15 protein-coding genes are annotated in these 18,082 nt (G+C 65.0%); 8 read left to right on the top strand and 7 right to left on the bottom strand.

The annotated features are described in order from the left end of the window. Positions 1-61: 61 nt before the first annotated feature. From C167_RS0131360 to leuA, 3 genes are all read right to left on the bottom strand, one after another. Positions 62-1,432, bottom strand: a complete 1,371-nt coding sequence (locus tag C167_RS0131360) for a spinster family MFS transporter (protein WP_017522273.1) — start codon at positions 1,430-1,432, stop codon at positions 62-64. A gap of 273 nt (positions 1,433-1,705) precedes the next feature. Beyond that, positions 1,706-2,179 (bottom strand): hypothetical protein, encoded by a 474-nt coding sequence (locus tag C167_RS33150; protein ID WP_017522272.1) that lies wholly within the window; start codon positions 2,177-2,179, stop codon positions 1,706-1,708. Positions 2,180-2,250: 71 nt separating this feature from the next. Then, positions 2,251-3,921 (bottom strand): 2-isopropylmalate synthase, encoded by a 1,671-nt coding sequence (leuA, locus tag C167_RS0131350; RefSeq protein ID WP_017522271.1) that lies wholly within the window; start codon positions 3,919-3,921, stop codon positions 2,251-2,253. A 398-nt stretch (positions 3,922-4,319) separates the two neighbouring features. Here leuA and C167_RS0131345 point away from each other — a divergent pair, with 398 nt between their 5' ends. The 5 genes from C167_RS0131345 to C167_RS0131325 all read left to right on the top strand — a co-directional run bounded on the left by C167_RS0131345 (position 4,320) and on the right by C167_RS0131325 (position 9,858). Continuing rightward, positions 4,320-4,790 (top strand): DUF2946 domain-containing protein, encoded by a 471-nt coding sequence (locus tag C167_RS0131345; protein WP_017522270.1) that lies wholly within the window; start codon positions 4,320-4,322, stop codon positions 4,788-4,790. A gap of 106 nt (positions 4,791-4,896) precedes the next feature. Next, positions 4,897-7,008, top strand: a complete 2,112-nt coding sequence (locus C167_RS0131340; RefSeq protein ID WP_026079404.1) for a TonB-dependent copper receptor — start codon at positions 4,897-4,899, stop codon at positions 7,006-7,008. 320 nt (positions 7,009-7,328) lie between these two features. After that, the gene (locus tag C167_RS0131335; RefSeq protein WP_017522268.1) at positions 7,329-8,699 is read left to right on the top strand and encodes a PepSY-associated TM helix domain-containing protein; all 1,371 of its coding nucleotides are present in this window, start codon (positions 7,329-7,331) and stop codon (positions 8,697-8,699) included. 128 nt (positions 8,700-8,827) lie between these two features. Further along, positions 8,828-9,316, top strand: coding sequence for a copper chaperone PCu(A)C (locus C167_RS0131330; protein ID WP_017522267.1), 489 nt, complete (start codon positions 8,828-8,830; stop codon positions 9,314-9,316). Continuing rightward, the gene (locus C167_RS0131325) at positions 9,316-9,858 is read left to right on the top strand and encodes a GNAT family N-acetyltransferase (RefSeq protein WP_017522266.1); all 543 of its coding nucleotides are present in this window, start codon (positions 9,316-9,318) and stop codon (positions 9,856-9,858) included. The genes C167_RS0131330 and C167_RS0131325 overlap by 1 nt, the downstream gene beginning before the upstream one ends. Here the strand turns inward: C167_RS0131325 and C167_RS0131320 are convergent. The 4 genes from C167_RS0131320 to xseA all read right to left on the bottom strand — a co-directional run bounded on the left by C167_RS0131320 (position 9,839) and on the right by xseA (position 13,554). Continuing rightward, positions 9,839-10,174, bottom strand: a complete 336-nt coding sequence (locus tag C167_RS0131320) for a DUF2809 domain-containing protein (protein ID WP_235154368.1) — start codon at positions 10,172-10,174, stop codon at positions 9,839-9,841. The genes C167_RS0131325 and C167_RS0131320 overlap by 20 nt on opposite strands. A gap of 53 nt (positions 10,175-10,227) precedes the next feature. Further along, positions 10,228-11,064, bottom strand: a complete 837-nt coding sequence (locus tag C167_RS0131315) for a M23 family metallopeptidase (RefSeq protein ID WP_017522264.1) — start codon at positions 11,062-11,064, stop codon at positions 10,228-10,230. Between the two features lie 348 nt (positions 11,065-11,412). Continuing rightward, positions 11,413-12,168 (bottom strand): M15 family metallopeptidase, encoded by a 756-nt coding sequence (locus C167_RS0131310; RefSeq protein ID WP_017522263.1) that lies wholly within the window; start codon positions 12,166-12,168, stop codon positions 11,413-11,415. 6 nt (positions 12,169-12,174) lie between these two features. Then, positions 12,175-13,554 (bottom strand): exodeoxyribonuclease VII large subunit, encoded by a 1,380-nt coding sequence (xseA, locus tag C167_RS0131305; RefSeq protein ID WP_017522262.1) that lies wholly within the window; start codon positions 13,552-13,554, stop codon positions 12,175-12,177. Between the two features lie 148 nt (positions 13,555-13,702). Here xseA and guaB point away from each other — a divergent pair, with 148 nt between their 5' ends. The 3 genes from guaB to C167_RS0131290 all read left to right on the top strand — a co-directional run bounded on the left by guaB (position 13,703) and on the right by C167_RS0131290 (position 17,916). Next, on the top strand, positions 13,703-15,172 hold the full coding sequence (guaB, locus tag C167_RS0131300) for an IMP dehydrogenase (RefSeq protein ID WP_017522261.1): 1,470 nt from the start codon (positions 13,703-13,705) through the stop codon (positions 15,170-15,172). Between the two features lie 211 nt (positions 15,173-15,383). Next, the gene (gene guaA / locus C167_RS0131295; protein ID WP_017522260.1) at positions 15,384-16,961 is read left to right on the top strand and encodes a glutamine-hydrolyzing GMP synthase; all 1,578 of its coding nucleotides are present in this window, start codon (positions 15,384-15,386) and stop codon (positions 16,959-16,961) included. A 304-nt stretch (positions 16,962-17,265) separates the two neighbouring features. Further along, entirely contained in the window at positions 17,266-17,916 is a 651-nt protein-coding gene (locus C167_RS0131290) for a sulfotransferase (protein WP_017522259.1), read from the top strand. Positions 17,917-18,082: the final 166 nt, after the last annotated feature.

Below are 18,082 nucleotides of genomic sequence, written 5' to 3'. Positions count from 1 at the left end.
GTTCGCCGGGCGCGGGGCTCAATGTCGGCGAACGGACTTGCGTCTTGTCGGGCGGGCGCGATCAGTTCGCGACGGCGGCGCTATCCAGCGGTGGTGCGGCAGGCGGGGTCGTCTGCTCCTGGCCCAGGCTGCGGCGGAAGTGCTTGCGCCCGCTTCCCAGCAGCCACAGGCAGAGCAACCCGGCGAGGGTGACGATGATGCCGATGGAGGAACCGACCGCCTTCGGGTCCTTGAAGTGCTGGTCGGTGAGCAGCGCCACCAGCGTGGTGCCGACGCCCAGGCCGATCAGGTTGGAGACCAGCAGGAACAGCGCCGACACCTGCGCCCGCAGGCGGTTGGGCGTGAGCACCTGCATCGCGGCCGCCGAGGTGGAGATGCAGAAGGCGCAGAAGAACATCGCCGGGCCCATCATCAGCACGGAGAGTTGCAGGCTGCCGGCGGTCACCGCACCGATGACGAAGGGAATGGTGCAGGCGACGCCGAGCATGCCGCTGATCATCGCCGCGTCGCTGCGCCCGCGCTTCTGCAACACGTCCACCAGCCAGCCGGCGCAGAACACGCCGGCAGTGTTGAGCACCAGCAGGATGCTGCCGAGGATGTAACCCACCTCCAGCGGCGTCAGGCCGTACTGGCGGATGTACATGGCCGGCGCCCAGCCCATCAGCGCGTACTGGCACATGGCGAAGAACGAGAAGCCCAGGTAGTGGCAGGTGAAGGTTGCACGGTGGCGGCGCAGGAAGCGCAGGCCCTCGCCGATGGTCGCCTTGTGCTCCGGGTTCGCCACCTTGCGCGCCGGATCACGGATGGTCAGCGCAATCAGCAGCGCCACCAGCACGCCGGGCAAGCCGACGATGAAGAATGCGATCTGCCAGGAACGCAACTGACCCAGCCAGCCCAGGTCGATGGCCGGCACGTCGCGCAGGGCCTCGATCACGTAGCCACCGACCAGGAATGCCAGGCCGCCGCCGAGGAAGGCTCCCATGGAGTACAGCCCAAGCGCGCGGCCGAGTTTCTCCTTGGGGAACAGGTCGGCGAGCATCGAGTAGGTTGCCGGCGTCAGCGCGGCCTCGCCGACGCCCACGCTCATGCGCGCGAGGAACATCTGCAGGAAGTTCTTCGACAGCCCGCACGCGGCGGTGGCGATGCTCCAGAAGGCCACGCCGATGGCGATGATCTTCACCCGCGAGGATCGGTCGGCGAGATAGGCGATGGGCAGCCCCATGAAGGCGTAGAACAGCGAGAACGCCAGCCCGCTGAGCAGGCTGAACTGGGTATCGGTGATCTGCAGGTCGGCCTTGATCGGCTCGATCATCAGCGAAAGGATCTGCCGGTCTACGAAGGAAAAGATGTAGGCCACCATGCACAGCACGACGACGTACCAGGAATAACGCGAATTACGGACGGATTGCGGGTGTGGGGATTGCGGGTTCACGGTTACTGGCTCCTGAAGCGGGTGAAGGCAGATGGCCAAGCACGTCGAGCTCGTTGTTGTTGTAGGTAACCGGGCGCCTCTGTACGCAAGGCAGGGGCGGCCGAAAGTGTCTGATTGCGTGACACGGTTTTTGGTTTGGCTGCCGCTTTCACGGCAGTGCAGGCAAGACTAGGGAAGGGAAGAGGCAGCGGTAATCGGGGCGAGTACCAGCATTGCGGAGACTTCCCCCTAGGGGAATAGGGGGAATCTTTAGGCGGAGGGCGCGCCAGGGTTTCAGGCGTTGCCGGTCAGGGCCAGGACGAAGGCAGCGCCGAAGACCACTGCCATGATGACGATCAGGAACAGCAGGCTGACACCGAAGGCGCGCCAGTTGGAGAGGTAGCTGCCCCCGGCCGCGGCGTGCCGATCGAGCGCATCGGCGGTGTTCTGCTTGGCGTACTGGTGCATGGCAAAGACTGCGGCAATGTTGATCGGCGCGGCGGGGAAATTGTCCGGCAGGAACCAGGAAAGGATGAAGATCAGCACGGTGATACCGATGCCGACCAACCAGGCTTTTTGCACTTCCTGAGGGCGGTTCAGGCGCTTGAGGTTCTGCGCGATCACCCAGCTTCCGGCGATGGGCGTGCCGAAGAAGGTGGCGATGCCGGCAGCGGCCAGGCGAAAGAGTGGCTCGCCGGGAGCGGCGCTGGAGTTGTCCTGCAGTGGCGCAGCGGGCGTCTGGAAGGGATTGTCCTGCGGTGCGGTCATGTTTTCGCTCCTTCGAAAACGGCCCCGGACGCACGAGGCGTCCGGGGCAAAGGGACTTCAGGTTACCAGGCTTATGCGGCTTTCGCGTGGCCCAGCGTCACCGCACGGTTCAGCGCACTGAACAGCGCACGGAAGCTCGCGGTGGTGATGTTTTCATCGATGCCGATGCCATGCAGCGAACGACCACCCTCGACACGCAGTTCGATATAGGCGGCCGCGCGGGCATTGGTGCCGGCGCCGATGGCGTGCTCGTTGTAGTCCATGATCTCGACGTCTACCGGCAGCGAGGCGACCAGGGCTTCCAGGGTGCCCTTGCCCTTGCCGTGCCAGCGGTGCTGCTCGCCCTTGTGGGTCACGTCGATGTCGATGGCGCAGACGCCGTTCTCTTCCTGCAGGCGATAGTTCTTCAGGCCGAACGGGGAAACGGCCTGCAGGTACTCGGTCTGCAGCAGGGTGTAGATCTGCTCGGCGGTCATCTCCAGGCCGAGGCGGTCGGTCTCGTTCTGCACCACCTGGCTGAACTCGATCTGCATGCGGCGCGGCAGGCTGATGCCGTATTCCTGCTCGAGCAGGAAGGTGATGCCGCCCTTGCCGGACTGGCTGTTCACACGGATCACGGCCTCGTAGCTGCGGCCGATGTCCGCCGGGTCGATCGGCAGGTACGGCACTTCCCACACGGCGTCTTCCTTCTGCTGGGCGAAGCCCTTGCGGATGGCGTCCTGGTGGGAGCCGGAGAATGCGGTGTGGACCAGGTCGCCGACGTACGGGTGACGCGGGTGCACCGGAATCTGGTTGCACTCTTCCACCACCTTGCGCACGGCGTCGATGTCGGAGAAGTCCAGCTCAGGATCGATGCCCTGGGTGTACATGTTCAGCGCCATGGTCACCAGGCACAGGTTGCCGGTGCGCTCGCCATTGCCGAACAGGCAGCCTTCGACGCGGTCGGCGCCGGCCATCAGGGCCAGTTCCGACGCGGCGACGCCGGTGCCACGGTCGTTGTGGGTGTGCAGGCTGATCAGCACGCTGTCGCGCTTGTTGATCTGGCGGCCGAACCACTCGATCTGGTCGGCGTAGTTGTTCGGGGTGGCGCACTCGACGGTGGCGGGCAGGTTGAGGATCAGGCGGTTCGCCGGGGTCGGCTGGAACACGTCGATCACCGCGTTGCACACCTCGACGGCGAAGTCGGTCTCGGTGGAGCTGAACACTTCGGGCGAGTACTCGAAGCCCCACTGGGTTTCCGGCGCGGCGGCAGCCAGGCGCTTGATGGTCTGGCCGGCGGCCACGGCGATGGCTTTCACGCCAGCCTTGTCCTGGTTGAAGACGATCTTGCGGAAGCTCGGGGCGCAGGCGTTGTAGTAGTGGACGATGGCCTTCTTCGCGCCTTTGAGGGACTCGAAGGTTCGCTCGATGAGGTCGTCGCGGGCCTGGGTCAGTACCTGGATGGTGACGTCGTCGGGAATGTGGCCGCCCTCGATCAGCTCGCGAACGAAGTCGAAGTCGGTCTGCGAGGCGGACGGGAAGCCCACTTCGATTTCCTTCAGGCCGACCTGAACCAGGCACTTGAAGAAGCGCATCTTCTTCTCGGCGTCCATCGGCTCGATCAGTGACTGGTTGCCGTCGCGCAGGTCGGTGGACAGCCAGATCGGCGCCTTGTCGATGATCTTGTCCGGCCAGGTACGGTCGGGCAGGGTGATCTGGGTGAAGGCGCGGTATTTCTTCGACGGGTCTTTCAACATGCTCATGAGCGAAATCCTTGTTCTCTGCGGCCTGCGGGCCTGCGCATAAAAAACTGAATGAGGCGAAACCGGGGAAGGGGGCTCAGCTACGCAGTCGCGGGCTGACCAGGCGCAGGCAGGCGTGTTGGCGAAGCAGGATGAGGGTGTGTGCGGTTTTCATGAGTGCCAAGCTAAAGGCCTGGGAGATCAATGGCAAGCATTTGGGGAAAATTGGTAGAAATAGTCGTTCTGTTGAGTTTCTGGAAAATTTATTGTCAAAAAAAGAGTGTTTCAGCAATTTTTCCTGAAGCTTATCGCTGTGCTTAACTGATTCTGCGTCTTCGTGCCGCAGCGGAGCTTTATCACTCCATGCGATCATTGCGCACCCGCTTCAGGCGGGGACCTTCCATCCGCAAGGACATTTCGTGATCCGTCGTACTCGACAAGGCGTAGGCACCTGGCTGGCGTTGTTCGCCATGCTGATGATCTATGTCGGCCCGCTGGTTTCCCAGTCGATGCCGATGGATCACGCCATGCCCATGGATCACGTCATGCCGATGGAGCGTGGCACCGCCATGGGGCACGGCAAGGCCATGTCCCACGACATGGCCGGCATGGACGACATGGCCTGCTCCGACGGCCAGCGCGCCGCGGGCCATCATGCGACCCCTGTTTCCCACGGCGAGCAGCCGCTCACCGCCGATGCCTTCATGGAGAAGTGCGGCTACTGCAGCCTGCTTATCCACAGTCCACCGCTGACACCGCCGCCGGTCGTCCTCGATCACGGCCTGTCCGCCCTCGGCACGCCTGTCGCCCTTTTCGTTGCATCCCGCATTCCCGCCTCGCCGGTCTTCCCCGGCGCCCGCTCCCGCGCACCTCCGATCCTGATCGGCTGACCTGCAATCCCGACTCCCCGACCCCGGCGCTAAGGCCTGCATTGGCCTGCGCGCCGTGTGAGTACGCGCGGAGCGGGGCGTCATCACCGATCATGGAATTCATGGAATGTCCCGTATCCCTATGCGCCGTCGGCAGAGTGCCGCCGGCCTGCGCGCCCTGTGCGCGCTGACCGCCCTTGGCGGTTTCACTGCCGTCCCGGTGCTGGCCGAGGAAGACGATCACTCGGCGCACGCTCCTAACGCGTCGGTTGCCGAACTGGCCCCCAGCGTCATCACCGCCGTGGCGCAGAGTTCGCCGCTGACCGTGGTCACCGACCCCAGGCAGCCACGCCAGCCGATCCCTGCCAGCGACGGCGCCGACTACCTCAAGACCATTCCCGGCTTCTCCGCCATCCGTAACGGCGGCACCAACGGCGATCCAGTGCTGCGCGGGATGTTCGGCTCTCGCCTGAACATCCACACCAACGGCACCACCATGCTCGGCGCCTGCCCGGCGCGGATGGACGCGCCGACTTCCTATATCTCGCCGGAAACCTTCGACAAGCTCACCGTGGTCAAGGGCCCGGAGACCGTGATCTGGGGCCCCGGTGCCTCGGCCGGGACCATCCGTTTCGACCGCGAGCCGGAGCGCTTCGGCGAGCTGGGCATGCGCGTCAACGGCAGCCTCACCGCCGGCTCCAACGGTCGCTTCGACCGCGTGCTGGACGCCGCCGCTGGCGGGCCGCTGGGCTACGTGCGCGTCACCGGCAACAAATCGCAGTCCGACGACTACCAAGACGGCAGCGGCAACACCGTGCCCTCGCGCTGGAACAAGTGGAACGGCGACGTGGCGGTGGGCTGGACGCCGGACGCCGACACCCTGGTCGAGCTCACTGCCGGCAAGGGCGACGGCGAGGCGCGCTATGCCGGGCGCGGCATGGACGGCTCGCAGTTCAAGCGCGAAAGCCTGGGCCTGCGCTTCGAGAAGTCCAACCTCGGCGAGGTGCTCGACAAGCTGGAGGCGCAGGTCTACTACAACTACGCCGACCACGTGATGGACAACTACAGCCTGCGCACGCCCTCGGGCATGGGCATGATGGCCGGGCCCATGGCCTCCAACGTCGACCGCCGCACCCTCGGCGGACGACTGGCCACCACCTGGCGCTGGGACGACTTCAAGCTGATCACCGGCGTCGATGCACAGACCAACGAGCACCGCGAACGCAGCGGCATGGGCATCAATACCTATGACGAGCAGCCGTGGGACAAGGACGCCGTGTTCCACAACTACGGGGCCTTTGGTGAGCTGACCTGGTACGCCGCCGAGCGCGACCGCGTGATCACCGGTGCGCGCCTGGACCGCGCCTCGGTCAAGGATTACCGGCAGAGCAGCGGCTCGGGGATGATGGCGATGCCCAACCCCACTGCCGACGACACCCGCGCCGACACCCTGCCCAGCGGCTTCGCCCGCTACGAGCACGACCTGGCGGAAACGCCGACCACCCTTTACGTCGGCCTCGGCCACGTGCAGCGCTTCCCCGATTACTGGGAGCTGTTCTCTCCGGACAAGGGTCCGACCGGCTCGGTCAACGCCTTCGACAGCATCAAGCCGGAGAAAACCACCCAGCTGGACTTCGGCGCGCAGTACGAGGACGAGAAGCTCAAGGCCTGGGCGTCGGGCTACGTCGGCGTGATCCGCGACTACATCCTGTTCGATTACCTGCCCGGCGGCATGATGGGCCGCACGTCCCAGGCGCGGAACGTCGATGCCCGCGTCATGGGCGGCGAACTGGGTGCGGCCTATGCGCTGACCAGCAACTGGACCGCCGACGGCACCCTGGCCTACGCCTGGGGCAAGAACACCACCGACGACACTGCGCTGCCGCAGATGCCGCCGCTGGAGGCGCGTTTCGGCCTGACCTACGAGGAAGGTGACTGGAGCGCCGGCGGACTCTGGCGCGTGGTTGCGCACCAGGGCCGGATCGCCGAGAACCAGGGCAACGTGGTCGGCTACGACTTCGACGAAAGCCCCGGCTTCGCGGTGTTCTCGCTCAACGGCGCGTACAAGCTGAGCAAGAACCTCAAGGTCAGCACCGGCGTCGACAACCTGTTCGACAAGGACTACGCCGAACACCTGAACCTGGCGGGCAACGCCGGCTTCGGCTATCCGGCCAACGACCCTGAATCGATCCACGAGCCGGGCCGTACGTTCTGGACCAAAGTGGACTTCGCGTTCTAAGCGCAGGGTCTGATGGTGCTTCGCCGTGGCCGCGACGGAGCCGAGTTTTGCGCAGGGCAAGGCGCGAGGAGAGTGGTTTGGTCATTCCAAATGAACGACGAGTAACGCAGCGCTGCGCAAAACTCGGCTCGTCCCTTCGGGTTGCGCGTCAAATCACGCCATGCGTCGTTACGGGACTTGAAAAGGGAATGACCATTTCCTGCGCCCCGTGCCTAGCCTGGCGTGATTTGACGCGGCAACGCGGCTCACGTCGAAGCACCATCAGACCCTGATACCGGCCCCCGCCCGCCGGGGGCCTCCTTGCGTGAGGAGATCAACGAATGCAGAAGAAGACATTCGATTTCTACAACCTGGCCTGGCGCTGGCACTTCTATGCCGGGCTGTTCGTCGCGCCCTTCATGATCCTGCTGTCGCTCACCGGGATCATCTATCTGTTCAAGCCTCAGCTCGACCCGCTGATGTACAGCGACCTGCTGACGGTGAGGCCAGGCGAGGTGCGGCTGTCCGCCGACGAGCAACTGATGCACCTGCATCACCAGAGCCCGCGGTTGCAGGTCAGCCAGTACCTGCCGGCGCCGGCTGCCGACCGCAGTGCGCAGTTCGTAGCCCAGCTGGATGGGCGAGAGGTGAACGCCTTCGTTGACCCGTACAGCGGCAAGCTGCTCGGTGTGCAGGACGCCAAGTCCAACCTGCAGGCCATGGCTCGCGCGCTGCACGGCGAGCTGATGATCGGCACCGTCGGTGACCGACTGATCGAACTGGCCGCCGGCTGGGGCATCGTGCTGGTGGTCTCCGGCCTGTACCTGTGGTGGCCGCGCCAGCGCTCGCTGCGCGTGCTGCTGTGGCCGGACCTGTCGCGTCGTGGCCGTGCGCTGTGGCGTGAGGTGCACGTGGTCGTCGGCTTCTGGGGGTCGCTGCTGATGCTGTTCATGCTGCTCACCGGCATGACCTGGACCGGCTTCTGGGGCAAGTCCTTTGCGGACGTGTGGAATCGCTTCCCCGCGCCCATGTGGAACGAGGTGCCCAAGTCGGACCTGGAGGCGCGCACGCTCAACGAAGCGCACCGCCAGACCATTCCCTGGGCCATGGAAAACACGCCGATGCCGATGTCCGGCGGCGCCCACGCCGAGCACATGGCCCATGGCTCCGGCGGCATGGCGATGCCGCAGATCAGCCTGCAGCAGGTGGTCGACACTGCCGACCAGGCCGGCGTGGTGCCGGGCTACGCCGTTGCGCTGCCCAAGGGCGAGCAGGGTGTGTTCACTGTCTCGGTATTCGCCGACGACTCGCGCAATGACGCCACCCTGCACATCGACCAGTACACCGGCAAGGTACTCGCCGACGTGCGCTGGAAGGACTACGGGCTGGTAGCCAAGGGGGTCGAATCCGGGGTGATGCTGCACGAAGGCAAGATGTTCGGCCTGTTCAACCAGCTGCTCATGCTCGGCGTCTGCCTGATGATCCTGCTCAGCGCGGTCAGCGGCCTGTGGATCTGGTGGAAGCGTCGCCCGCAGGGGCGCCTCGGCGTGCCGCCGATGCCCCATGCGCTGCCGGTATGGAAAGGCGGGGTGGCGATCATGATCCTCCTCGGCGTCGCCTTCCCGCTGGTGGGTGCCTCGCTGCTGCTGGTCTGGGCGCTGGACTGGGCGGTGCTGTCGCGGATCAAACCGCGCAGCCCGGCGCTGGGCTGATGCATAGCGGTTCCAACCTGACGCCTGCCGCGAGGCAGGCTATGCTGCGGCGCGATCGTTGCGCCCGCGGCCCGATGAATGACCGCCGCTGTGGCGGACCTGATCACAAGCCAACTGGAGTCTCGAACATGCGTAAAACCCTGCTCGCTTTCGCTGTGCTGCTGGGCTTCTCCGGCGCCGCCATGGCCCACGAATACGAGGCCGGCAACCTGCACATCGACCACCCCTGGTCGCTGCTGCTGCCGGCCAACTCGGTGAACGGCGCCGCTTACTTCATCGTACAGAACCACGGCCAGTCGGCAGACCGCCTGCTCGGCGCCGACACCGAGCGCGCCGCCAGCGCCGAGGTTCACCAGCACGTGGAGAAGGACGGCATGATGAAAATGCAGAAGGTCGAAGGCGTGGACATCCCCGCCGGCGGCAAGGTCGTCTTCGCGCCCGGCCAGTACCACCTGATGCTGTTCGGCCTGAAGAAGCCGCTCGCCGATGGTGAGCGCTTTCTGCTGACGCTGCACTTCCAGAAGGCCGGTGACGTGAAGGTCGAGGTCGCGGTCCAGAAGGAAGCCCCGAAGGGCACCGACATGGGCCACGACATGCACGGCATGAACCACGAGTGATGAGCGATCGGCTCCTGCGCCCGCTGGTGTGGGCGCAAGACGGCGAGTGGCTGCTGGGTTTCGACGGCAGCTACTCGAGCGACTCGATCCTGCGTATCGAGAGCGCTGCCGATGGTTTCATCCTGCGCGAGGAGCGCCTGGCCGAGACGCAGACCAAGCGCTACCCCTTTGCCGACTTGAAGGATGATGTCACGGCGGCCGACTGGACCGCCGTGGTCGTCGATGAGGAAGGCGAGCGCCTGGGCTTCGCCATCGCCCGCTATGAAATCTGGAATCGCCGCGCGGTATTGGACGACCTGTTCGTCCTCGCCGACGCGCGCGGCCAGGGCGTCGGCGCGCAACTACTGGAAGGCTGCCTGGACTGGGCGCGCGGCACCGAGGCGCGCCACCTGTGGTTGGAAACCCAGAACCTCAACCTGCCGGCGGTGGGCTTCTACCGCTCCCGTGGCTTCGCCCTGAGTGGGCTGTCCACCGACCTCTATGACCCGGCGCAAGTGCTGCCCGGGGAAATGGCGCTGTTCTTCAGCTACCCGCTGGCCTGAGTGCCGTGCGCGCCTGACGCGCCGCAAGTATCAGCGCGAAGCCGATGCAGTAGGCCAGTACGTCGAGCCAATCCGGCGTGGCGCCGAGCACGATGCGCAGTGCGCGACTGCCGATCTGCCAGTGGAAGGTCGCCGCGAGGTACTGGCCGAGCTCGATGATCAAGCCGCAGGCCAATGCCGCACCTGCCAGCCAGTGCGCCGGCGCATCCAGCGCGGCGCGCAGCAGGCAATACAGCCAGATCACCGCCAGCACGTCGCCGCCGAAACCGCGCATCCAGCCGAGGTTCGCCCCGGCCGTGGCCAGCCAGACGAGCACGACGAACCCGAGCAGCGTGAAGAGCGCACTGCGCCCATCGAAACGAAGCCGCATCAGGGCTTGAAGGCGCCGATGAAGATCGCCGGATCGACGCGGGCGTCGTTCAGGCTGACGTTCCAGTGCATGTGCGGCCCGGTGGCGCGACCGGTGGCGCCGACACGGCCGACCACGCCACCGCGCGGGACCTGCTCACCCAGCTTCACGTCGATCTTCGACATGTGGCAGAACATGCTGATGAAGCCCTGGCCATGGTCGACGAACACGGTGTTGCCGTTGAAGAAGTAGTTGCCGATCAGGATGACCTTGCCGGCGGCCGGCGACTTGATCGGGGTGCCGGCGGGCACGGCGAAGTCCAGCCCGGAGTGCGGATTGCGCTCCTCGCCGTTGAAGAAGCGGCGCAGGCCGAAGGGACTGGAAAGCGGGCCGTTGACCGGCTTGTCCAGCACCAGGTTGCTCGGCGTGCCGGGGCTGAAGCTGCGGTAGGCGGCCGTCTGCTCCGCCAGCTCGCGATTGATGCGCTTGAGGTCTTCGGGCAGCGGGTTCACCTGGCGGGTGTTCTTCAGGGTGATGCGCTGTTCCTTGTAGTGCTTGCTGCCCACGCTGAAACCGAGGTTGCGGCTGGCGCCGGCCTGCTTGACGACGATCTGCTGGGCGCCGGCCTTGGTGGCCAGCGGAATGCCGACGATGGCGATCCAGTCGCGGCCTTCCTCCTTTACCACCAGCACCGGTTTGCCCTGGAAGGTGGCGGCGGGGACGGCGGCATCCTGGCCCAGCTGCACCACGGCGACACCGCCGGGCACCGGCTTGTTCAGCGTGCGGCTGATGAAGCCTTCTGCGTGGGCGGGGAGGGTGACAAGGGAGGCGAGTAGCAGGCAGCAGAATCGGAACATGGCGCTATCCGTGGACATGACGGCGGATGAAGCGGGCAGTCTACACGGGCCTTTCGGCTGGGCGGGGCGATTTTGTCGAAAGCGCGATGGTTCGGCACAGCGGGCAATTCGCGGGACCTATGACGCGCTGGAGTGAGTCGCCATACGGCCAGCGCCAGGTGGCGCCGAACTTGACCGTAGGAGCAACTGATTTCTTCTGATAGATAGTGCCTTGATTTTCCCTCTCCCTAACCCTCTCCCTGAAGGGAGAGGGGACTGGTTCGGTGCCGACTGAAACCGCAGTGTCAGCCGGCACGGATAGCGCCCTCTCCCTTCAGGGAGAGGGCGGGGGAGAAGGGAAGTCCAGCGCTACCGACGCAGCCCTTCCAACTGCTGGCGCCACAGCTGTTCCAGTGACTGGACCTGCGCCGGCCCATAGATGGCGTGCGGCTTGCCCAGATGCGCCGCCCACAACTGGTCGCCGTAATCGTAATGCCACCACTCGCTGGACAGGTTGCTGAAGCCCGCTGCGCTCATGGCATTGAACAGCACTCGGCGGTTGTCGCGGATTTTCCGCTGGGCTTCGTCCGGCGCGGCGATCTCTTCGTAATGGCGGGTGTAGGAGCGTGGTGTGGCCTCGTCGAACAGGCTGCCCATGTCCAGCCAGCGGCCTTCGCCGTCGCACAGGGTCAGGTCGATGGCTCCGCCGGTGAGGTGCGGACTGGGCGATTCGGCGCGGGTGCTGGGAGGCGCGACGAATTCGCGGGTGCGCCGGGTCAGCTCGCGGGGATCGGCGTCCGGTTCGTGCTGATGAAGGATGTCGTAGAGCGTGTCGTACAGGTGTTGCTGCACCGCGAAGGGCCGCCAGGCATCGAGGATCACCAGGCGGATGCCGTCCGGCAACAGGTTCGCGGCATGCAGCAGGCGATCGAAGACTCCCGTGCGCGCGTAGCACTCCGGCTGCGCGTTCGGCACGCCCAGGCGGTGATACGCCGGCCACACCGCGAAGGCGGTGGCGATGCCCAGCGCCTGCAACGGCTGGTTGCACTCGACGATGGGCACACGGAAGGCTTCAGCCCAGTCCGGATCGGGTTGCGGCAGGATCGGCGCGAGCAGGTCGGTCATCGGCAATCAATCCAACAGGGAAAGGGTGACGGGCGCCTGGTGGTTGTCCTCCACGCGGACTTCCAGTTCGCCGTCGCCCAGCTTGGCCTTGAGGCGCTGGCCGTTCTTCGTCTGCGCGGCGCTGCGGATGGCCTGGCCCTTGTCGTCCAGGAGGATGCTGTAGCCGCGCCCCAGCGTCGCCAGCGGACTGACGATGTGCAGCGTCTGCATCAGGCCGTCCAGGCGCTGTCGCTGCTCACGCAGGATCGCGTTGGTGGCGCGGGGCAGGCGGGCGCTGAGGTTTTCCAGGCGCTGGCGCAGCAGCGCCAGAGTGCGGCCGGGGTGCTGTGCGGCAAGGCGGGTGTCCAACCGTGCGACGCGTTCCTGGCGCATGTGCAGCTGGCGCTCGAAGGCACGGCGCAGGCGCATGTCCAGGTCGTCCAGGCGCTGGGACTGCTGGCGCAGGCGTTCGCCGGGGTGGCGCAGGCGCCGGGCGCAGCCTTCCAGGCGCAGGCGCTCGCGGGTCAGGCGGTCCTGGATGCGCAGGATCAGCCGGCGGCGCAGGCCGTCCAGGCGCTGCTGCAGGTCGCCGCTGTGAGGCGCCAGCAGCTCGGCGGCCGCCGAGGGCGTGGGCGCGCGCACGTCGGCGACGAAATCGCTGATGGATACGTCGGTCTCATGGCCCACGGCGCTCACGATGGGGGTCACGCAGGCGGCGATGGCGCGGGCTACCGGCTCCTCGTTGAAGCACCAGAGGTCCTCCAGCGAGCCGCCGCCACGGGCCAGGATCAGCGCGTCGAAGCCATGTGCGTCGGCCAGCTTCAGCGCGCGGACGATCTGTCCGATGGCCTCGCGACCTTGCACCGCAGTAGGGATCAGGGTGAGCTCGACCTGCGGCGCACGGCGGCGGAACACGCTGATGATGTCGCGGATCACCGCGCCAGTGGGCGAGCTGACGATGCCGATGCGCCGGGGATGGGCGGGCAGTTGCTGCTTGCGTTCGGCGGCGAACAGACCTTCGGCGGCGAGCTTTTCCTTCAAGGCCTCGAAGGCCAGGCGCAATGCGCCATCACCGGCCGGTTCGACCGCATCGGCAATCAACTGGTAGTCGCCGCGCCCCTCGAACAGCGAGACCTTGCCGCGCACCCGCACGGCCAGGCCGTCGCGCAGGGCCTGGCGTACGCGCAGGGCGTTCTGCCGGAACAGCGCGCAGCGCACCTGGGCGTTGCTGTCCTTCAAGGTGAAGTACAGGTGGCCGGACGCGGGACGGGCGAGGTTGGAGATCTCGCCTTCGACCCACACCTGTGGGAACACGTCCTCCAGCAAGTGGCGGGCGCGCTGGTTGAGCTGGCTGACGGTCAGAACCTCGCGGTCGAGGCCCAGCCGTTGGAAGGGATCATTCTGCATGGCGAAGGATGATAAGCGCGCCCGCGGACAGGGGCCAGCGCACGAGGTCCATGAATGCTTCATTCAGATCGTCCGGTTGCGTTGAGCCGGACCCCCTGACTGAGATATAATGCCGCGCTTCCATTTTTCCCGATCGGGAGCCCCCGCCATGCTGCGCATCAGCCAAGAAGCCCTCACTTTCGACGACGTCCTCCTGATCCCAGGTTATTCGGAAGTCCTGCCCAAGGACGTGAGTCTCAAGACTCGTCTGACCCGTGGCATCGAACTGAACATCCCGCTGGTGTCCGCCGCGATGGATACCGTGACCGAAGCCCGCCTGGCCATCGCCATGGCGCAGGAAGGCGGCATCGGCATCATCCACAAGAACATGAGCATCGAGCAGCAGGCCGCCGAGGTCCGCAAGGTCAAGAAGCACGAGACTGCCATCGTTCGCGACCCGGTCACCGTGACCCCGTCGACCAAGATCATCGAGCTGCTGCAGATCGCCCGCGAGTACGGCTTCTCCGGCTTCCCGGTGGTGGAAGAGGGTGAGCTGGTCGGCATCGTCACCGGCCGCGACCTGCGCGTGAAGCCGAACGTCGGCGACAGCGTTTCCGCGATCATGACCCCGAAGGACAAGCTGGTCACCGCCCGTGAAGGCACTGCCCTGGAAGAAATCAAGGCGGCCCTCTACGAGAACCGCATCGAGAAGATGCTGGTGGTGGACGAGAAGTTCCGCCTCACCGGCCTGGTGACCTTCCGTGACATCGAGAAGGCCAAGACCTACCCGCTGGCTTCCAAGGACGACCTGGGTCGCCTGCGCGTCGGCGCAGCCGTCGGCACCGGCGCCGACACCGGCGAGCGTGTTTCCGCCCTGGTCGCCGCTGGCGTTGACGTGGTCGTCGTCGACACCGCCCACGGCCACTCCAAAGGCGTGATCGACCGCGTGCGCTGGGTGAAGGAAACCTTCCCGCAGGTGCAGGTCATCGGCGGCAACATCGCCACCGGCGAAGCCGCCAAGGCGCTGGCTGACGCCGGCGCCGACGCCGTGAAAGTCGGCATCGGCCCGGGCTCCATCTGCACCACCCGCATCGTCGCAGGTGTCGGCGTGCCGCAGATCTCCGCCATCGCCAACGTCGCCGCAGCCCTGGAAGGCACCGGCGTTCCGCTGATCGCCGACGGCGGCATCCGCTTCTCCGGCGACCTGGCCAAGGCCATGGTGGCTGGCGCCTACTGCGTGATGATGGGTTCGATGTTCGCCGGTACCGAAGAGGCTCCGGGCGAGATCGAGCTGTTCCAGGGCCGTTCCTACAAGTCCTACCGTGGCATGGGCTCCCTGGGCGCCATGGCCGGCTCCACCGGTTCCTCCGACCGCTACTTCCAGGACGCCTCCGCCGGCGCCGAGAAGCTGGTGCCCGAAGGCATCGAAGGCCGCGTGCCGTACAAGGGCCAGCTGACCGCCATCGTCCACCAACTGATGGGTGGCCTGCGCGCTGCCATGGGCTACACCGGCAGCGCCGATATCCAGGACATGCGCACCAAGCCGCAGTTCGTGCGCATCACCGGCGCCGGCATGGCCGAGTCCCACGTCCACGATGTGCAGATCACCAAGGAAGCGCCGAATTACCGCGTAGGTTAAAAAATGGCTTTGACGCTGCTGCGCTTGAACATGCTGCGTTGGAAAAACAGTCGAAATGCTCATTTGCTTCAGCAAACTCCGCTTTCTCCTGTTTTCCCGCCTTGCCTGTCCTGCGCTCGCGACGCGGCAAAGCCATTTTTAAAAGTTGCAGGACACGGGGCTGGTTGATACAGCCCCGTGTCGTTTGAGAATTTCGCTACGAGAGATGGCCATGGCCCAAGACATTCACGCTCACCGGATCCTGATCCTCGACTTCGGCTCCCAGTACACCCAGCTGATCGCCCGCCGCGTCCGCGAGATCGGCGTGTACTGCGAGATCCATCCGTTCGACATGAGCGACGACGAGGTTCGCGCCTTCGCCCCGCGTGGCATCATCCTGGCCGGTGGCCCGGAGTCGGTGCACGAAGCCAACAGCCCGCGCGCGCCGCAGGCCGTGTTCGACCTGAAGGTGCCGCTGTTCGGCATCTGCTACGGCATGCAGACCATGGCTGAGCAGATGGGCGGCAAGGTGCTGGGCTCTGACCTGCGCGAGTTCGGCTACGCCCGCGTCGACGTGGTCGGCAAGGCCCGCCTGCTGGACGGCATCGAAGATCACGTTGACGAAGACGGCGTGTTCGGCCTCGACGTGTGGATGAGCCACGGCGACAAGGTCACCGAGATCCCGGCCGGCTTCCACATCCTCGCCAGCACTCCGAGCTGCCCGATCGCCGCCATGGCCGACGATGCCCGCGGTTACTACGGCGTGCAATTCCACCCGGAAGTGACCCACACCAAGCAGGGCGGTCGTATCCTCTCCCGCTTCGTGCTGGACATCTGCGGCTGCGAAGCCCTGTGGACCCCGTCCAACATCGTCAACGATGCCATCGCCACCGTGCGTGCCCAGGTCGGCAACTCCAAGGTGCTGCTCGGCCTGTCCGGCGGTGTGGACTCTTCGGTAGTCGCGGCGCTGCTGCACAAGGCCATTGGCGACCAGCTGACCTGCGTCTTCGTCGACAACGGCCTGCTGCGCCTGCACGAGGGTGACCAGGTCATGGCCATGTTCGCCGAGAACATGGGCGTCAAGGTGATTCGCGCCAACGCCGAAGAGCTGTTCCTCGGTCGCCTGGCTGGTGTCAGCGACCCGGAGCAGAAGCGCAAGATCATCGGCAAGACCTTCATCGAGGTCTTCGACCAGGAAGCCACCAAGCTGCAGGACGTGAAGTTCCTGGCCCAGGGCACCATCTACCCCGACGTGATCGAGTCGGCCGGCGCCAAGACCGGCAAGGCCCACGTGATCAAGTCGCACCACAACGTCGGCGGCCTGCCGGAGGACATGCAGTTCGAACTGGTCGAGCCGCTGCGCGAGCTGTTCAAGGACGAAGTCCGCAAGATCGGCCTGGAACTGGGCCTGCCCTACGACATGGTCTATCGCCACCCGTTCCCGGGCCCGGGCCTGGGCGTGCGCATCCTCGGCGAGGTGAAGAAGGAATACGCCGACCTGCTGCGTCGCGCGGACCACATCTTCATCGAAGAGCTGCGCAACTTCGACTGGTACCACAAGACCAGCCAGGCCTTCGTGGTGTTCCAGCCGGTGAAATCCGTCGGCGTGGTCGGCGATGGCCGTCGCTACGCCTGGGTCGTCGCCCTGCGCGCCGTGGAAACCATCGACTTCATGACCGCTCGCTGGGCGCACCTGCCGTACGAGCTGCTGGAGAAGGTCTCGAACCGCATCATCAACGAGATCGAAGGTATCTCCCGCGTGACCTACGACGTGTCGAGCAAGCCGCCGGCGACCATCGAGTGGGAATGATGCGGCTCGGGAGATAGGGCCGGTTTCAAGGCTCCTCCCATCTTGAAAAAACGCCCGGCCCCAACGTTGATGTTGTTGTCGGGTGTTTTCTTTTTCGCAGTATTGCGGGGCGGTAGTGATACTCCGGCGGGCGATGGAGGGTGGCAGTCTGGCGAATGTGTTCAGCCGACTGTTGCCGCTACCCGAGGGGCTCTGGGGCAATTATTGGGTAAGCCGGCGCGCGGCATCTCGAAGATCGGCCGGTTTTTTGCTGCGAAGCTGATGCATGGGTTTTGGTTGTTAGTGGATGACACAGAAGAAGTTCATGGAAACATATAAGGTATTTGGAATAGGGCTGAACAAGACGGGGACTACCACGCTGGCCATATGTCTTCAGAAGCTGGGCTTCCAGAATCATGTTTCGGTCAGGCGTGATCTGCTGGCGCGGTACAGAGAGGGGCGTCTCGAAGATGTGTTCGCGGTGTCTGACGCCAACCAGACCTTCGAGGATTGGCCTTGGCCCCTGATGTACAAGGAGCTATTCGCTCGCTATGGAGATACCGCTCGTTACATCCTCACTAAGAGACGTTCTTCGCAGTCGTGGCTGAACAGTCTGAAGCGCCATAGCCTGAGGACGCCCGTAGACAAACATTGCCGGTTATTGGCCTATGGGTACAACTACCCTCACGGCATGGAGAATTACCATCTTGAGTTGTACGAGAAACATAATATTGAAGTAAGGGAGTTCTTCGCCGAACAGGGTGCGGAGCATCTTTTGCTGGAAATAAGTTTTGACTCCGGTGATGGATGGGATGAATTGTGTGGTTTCCTCGGATATCCCTCCCCAGCCGACCAGCTACCCCACGAAAACAGGGGGGATACACCTATTCCCGCAGAGTTGGAACATGAGAACGCCCGTCGAATCAATGAGCAAATGAGCCTACTTGATCAACTGGCGGATTATTCCACTCATTGATGGTAGAGCAGTGCACCGTGGCAAGATAATTGGCACTGCGCAGGGCGTGGTTGGCGCCGCCGCGGTGAGACTTCGCTCTTAGCACTGCTGATGCTATTTCCCGGCGACGCCAGCGACATAAGCACGCACTCGGCTCCTCGTTCAATTTCTTAATGAAATGAGAAGA

Origin of the sequence: Pseudomonas nitroreducens TX1 (assembly GCF_000313755.1) — a bacterium.
GTDB classification, from domain to species: Bacteria; Pseudomonadota; Gammaproteobacteria; order Pseudomonadales; family Pseudomonadaceae; genus Pseudomonas; species Pseudomonas nitroreducens_A.
This window is presented reverse-complemented; position numbering and strand designations above follow the sequence as displayed.

Excerpts from the sequence above, each read along its gene's own strand:
- C167_RS33150 (WP_017522272.1), bottom strand. The coding sequence starts at position 2,179 with ATGACCGCACCGCAGGACAATCCCTTCCAGACGCCCGCTGCGCCACTG.
- leuA (WP_017522271.1), bottom strand. The coding sequence starts at position 3,921 with ATGAGCATGTTGAAAGACCCGTCGAAGAAATACCGCGCCTTCACCCAG.
- C167_RS0131340 (WP_026079404.1), top strand. The coding sequence starts at position 4,897 with ATGTCCCGTATCCCTATGCGCCGTCGGCAGAGTGCCGCCGGCCTGCGC.
- C167_RS0131335 (WP_017522268.1), top strand. The coding sequence starts at position 7,329 with ATGCAGAAGAAGACATTCGATTTCTACAACCTGGCCTGGCGCTGGCAC.
- C167_RS0131330 (WP_017522267.1), top strand. The coding sequence starts at position 8,828 with ATGCGTAAAACCCTGCTCGCTTTCGCTGTGCTGCTGGGCTTCTCCGGC.
- C167_RS0131325 (WP_017522266.1), top strand. The coding sequence starts at position 9,316 with ATGAGCGATCGGCTCCTGCGCCCGCTGGTGTGGGCGCAAGACGGCGAG.
- C167_RS0131315 (WP_017522264.1), bottom strand. The coding sequence starts at position 11,064 with ATGTTCCGATTCTGCTGCCTGCTACTCGCCTCCCTTGTCACCCTCCCC.
- C167_RS0131310 (WP_017522263.1), bottom strand. The coding sequence starts at position 12,168 with ATGACCGACCTGCTCGCGCCGATCCTGCCGCAACCCGATCCGGACTGG.
- xseA (WP_017522262.1), bottom strand. The coding sequence starts at position 13,554 with ATGCAGAATGATCCCTTCCAACGGCTGGGCCTCGACCGCGAGGTTCTG.
- guaB (WP_017522261.1), top strand. The coding sequence starts at position 13,703 with ATGCTGCGCATCAGCCAAGAAGCCCTCACTTTCGACGACGTCCTCCTG.
- guaA (WP_017522260.1), top strand. The coding sequence starts at position 15,384 with ATGGCCCAAGACATTCACGCTCACCGGATCCTGATCCTCGACTTCGGC.
- C167_RS0131290 (WP_017522259.1), top strand. The coding sequence starts at position 17,266 with ATGGAAACATATAAGGTATTTGGAATAGGGCTGAACAAGACGGGGACT.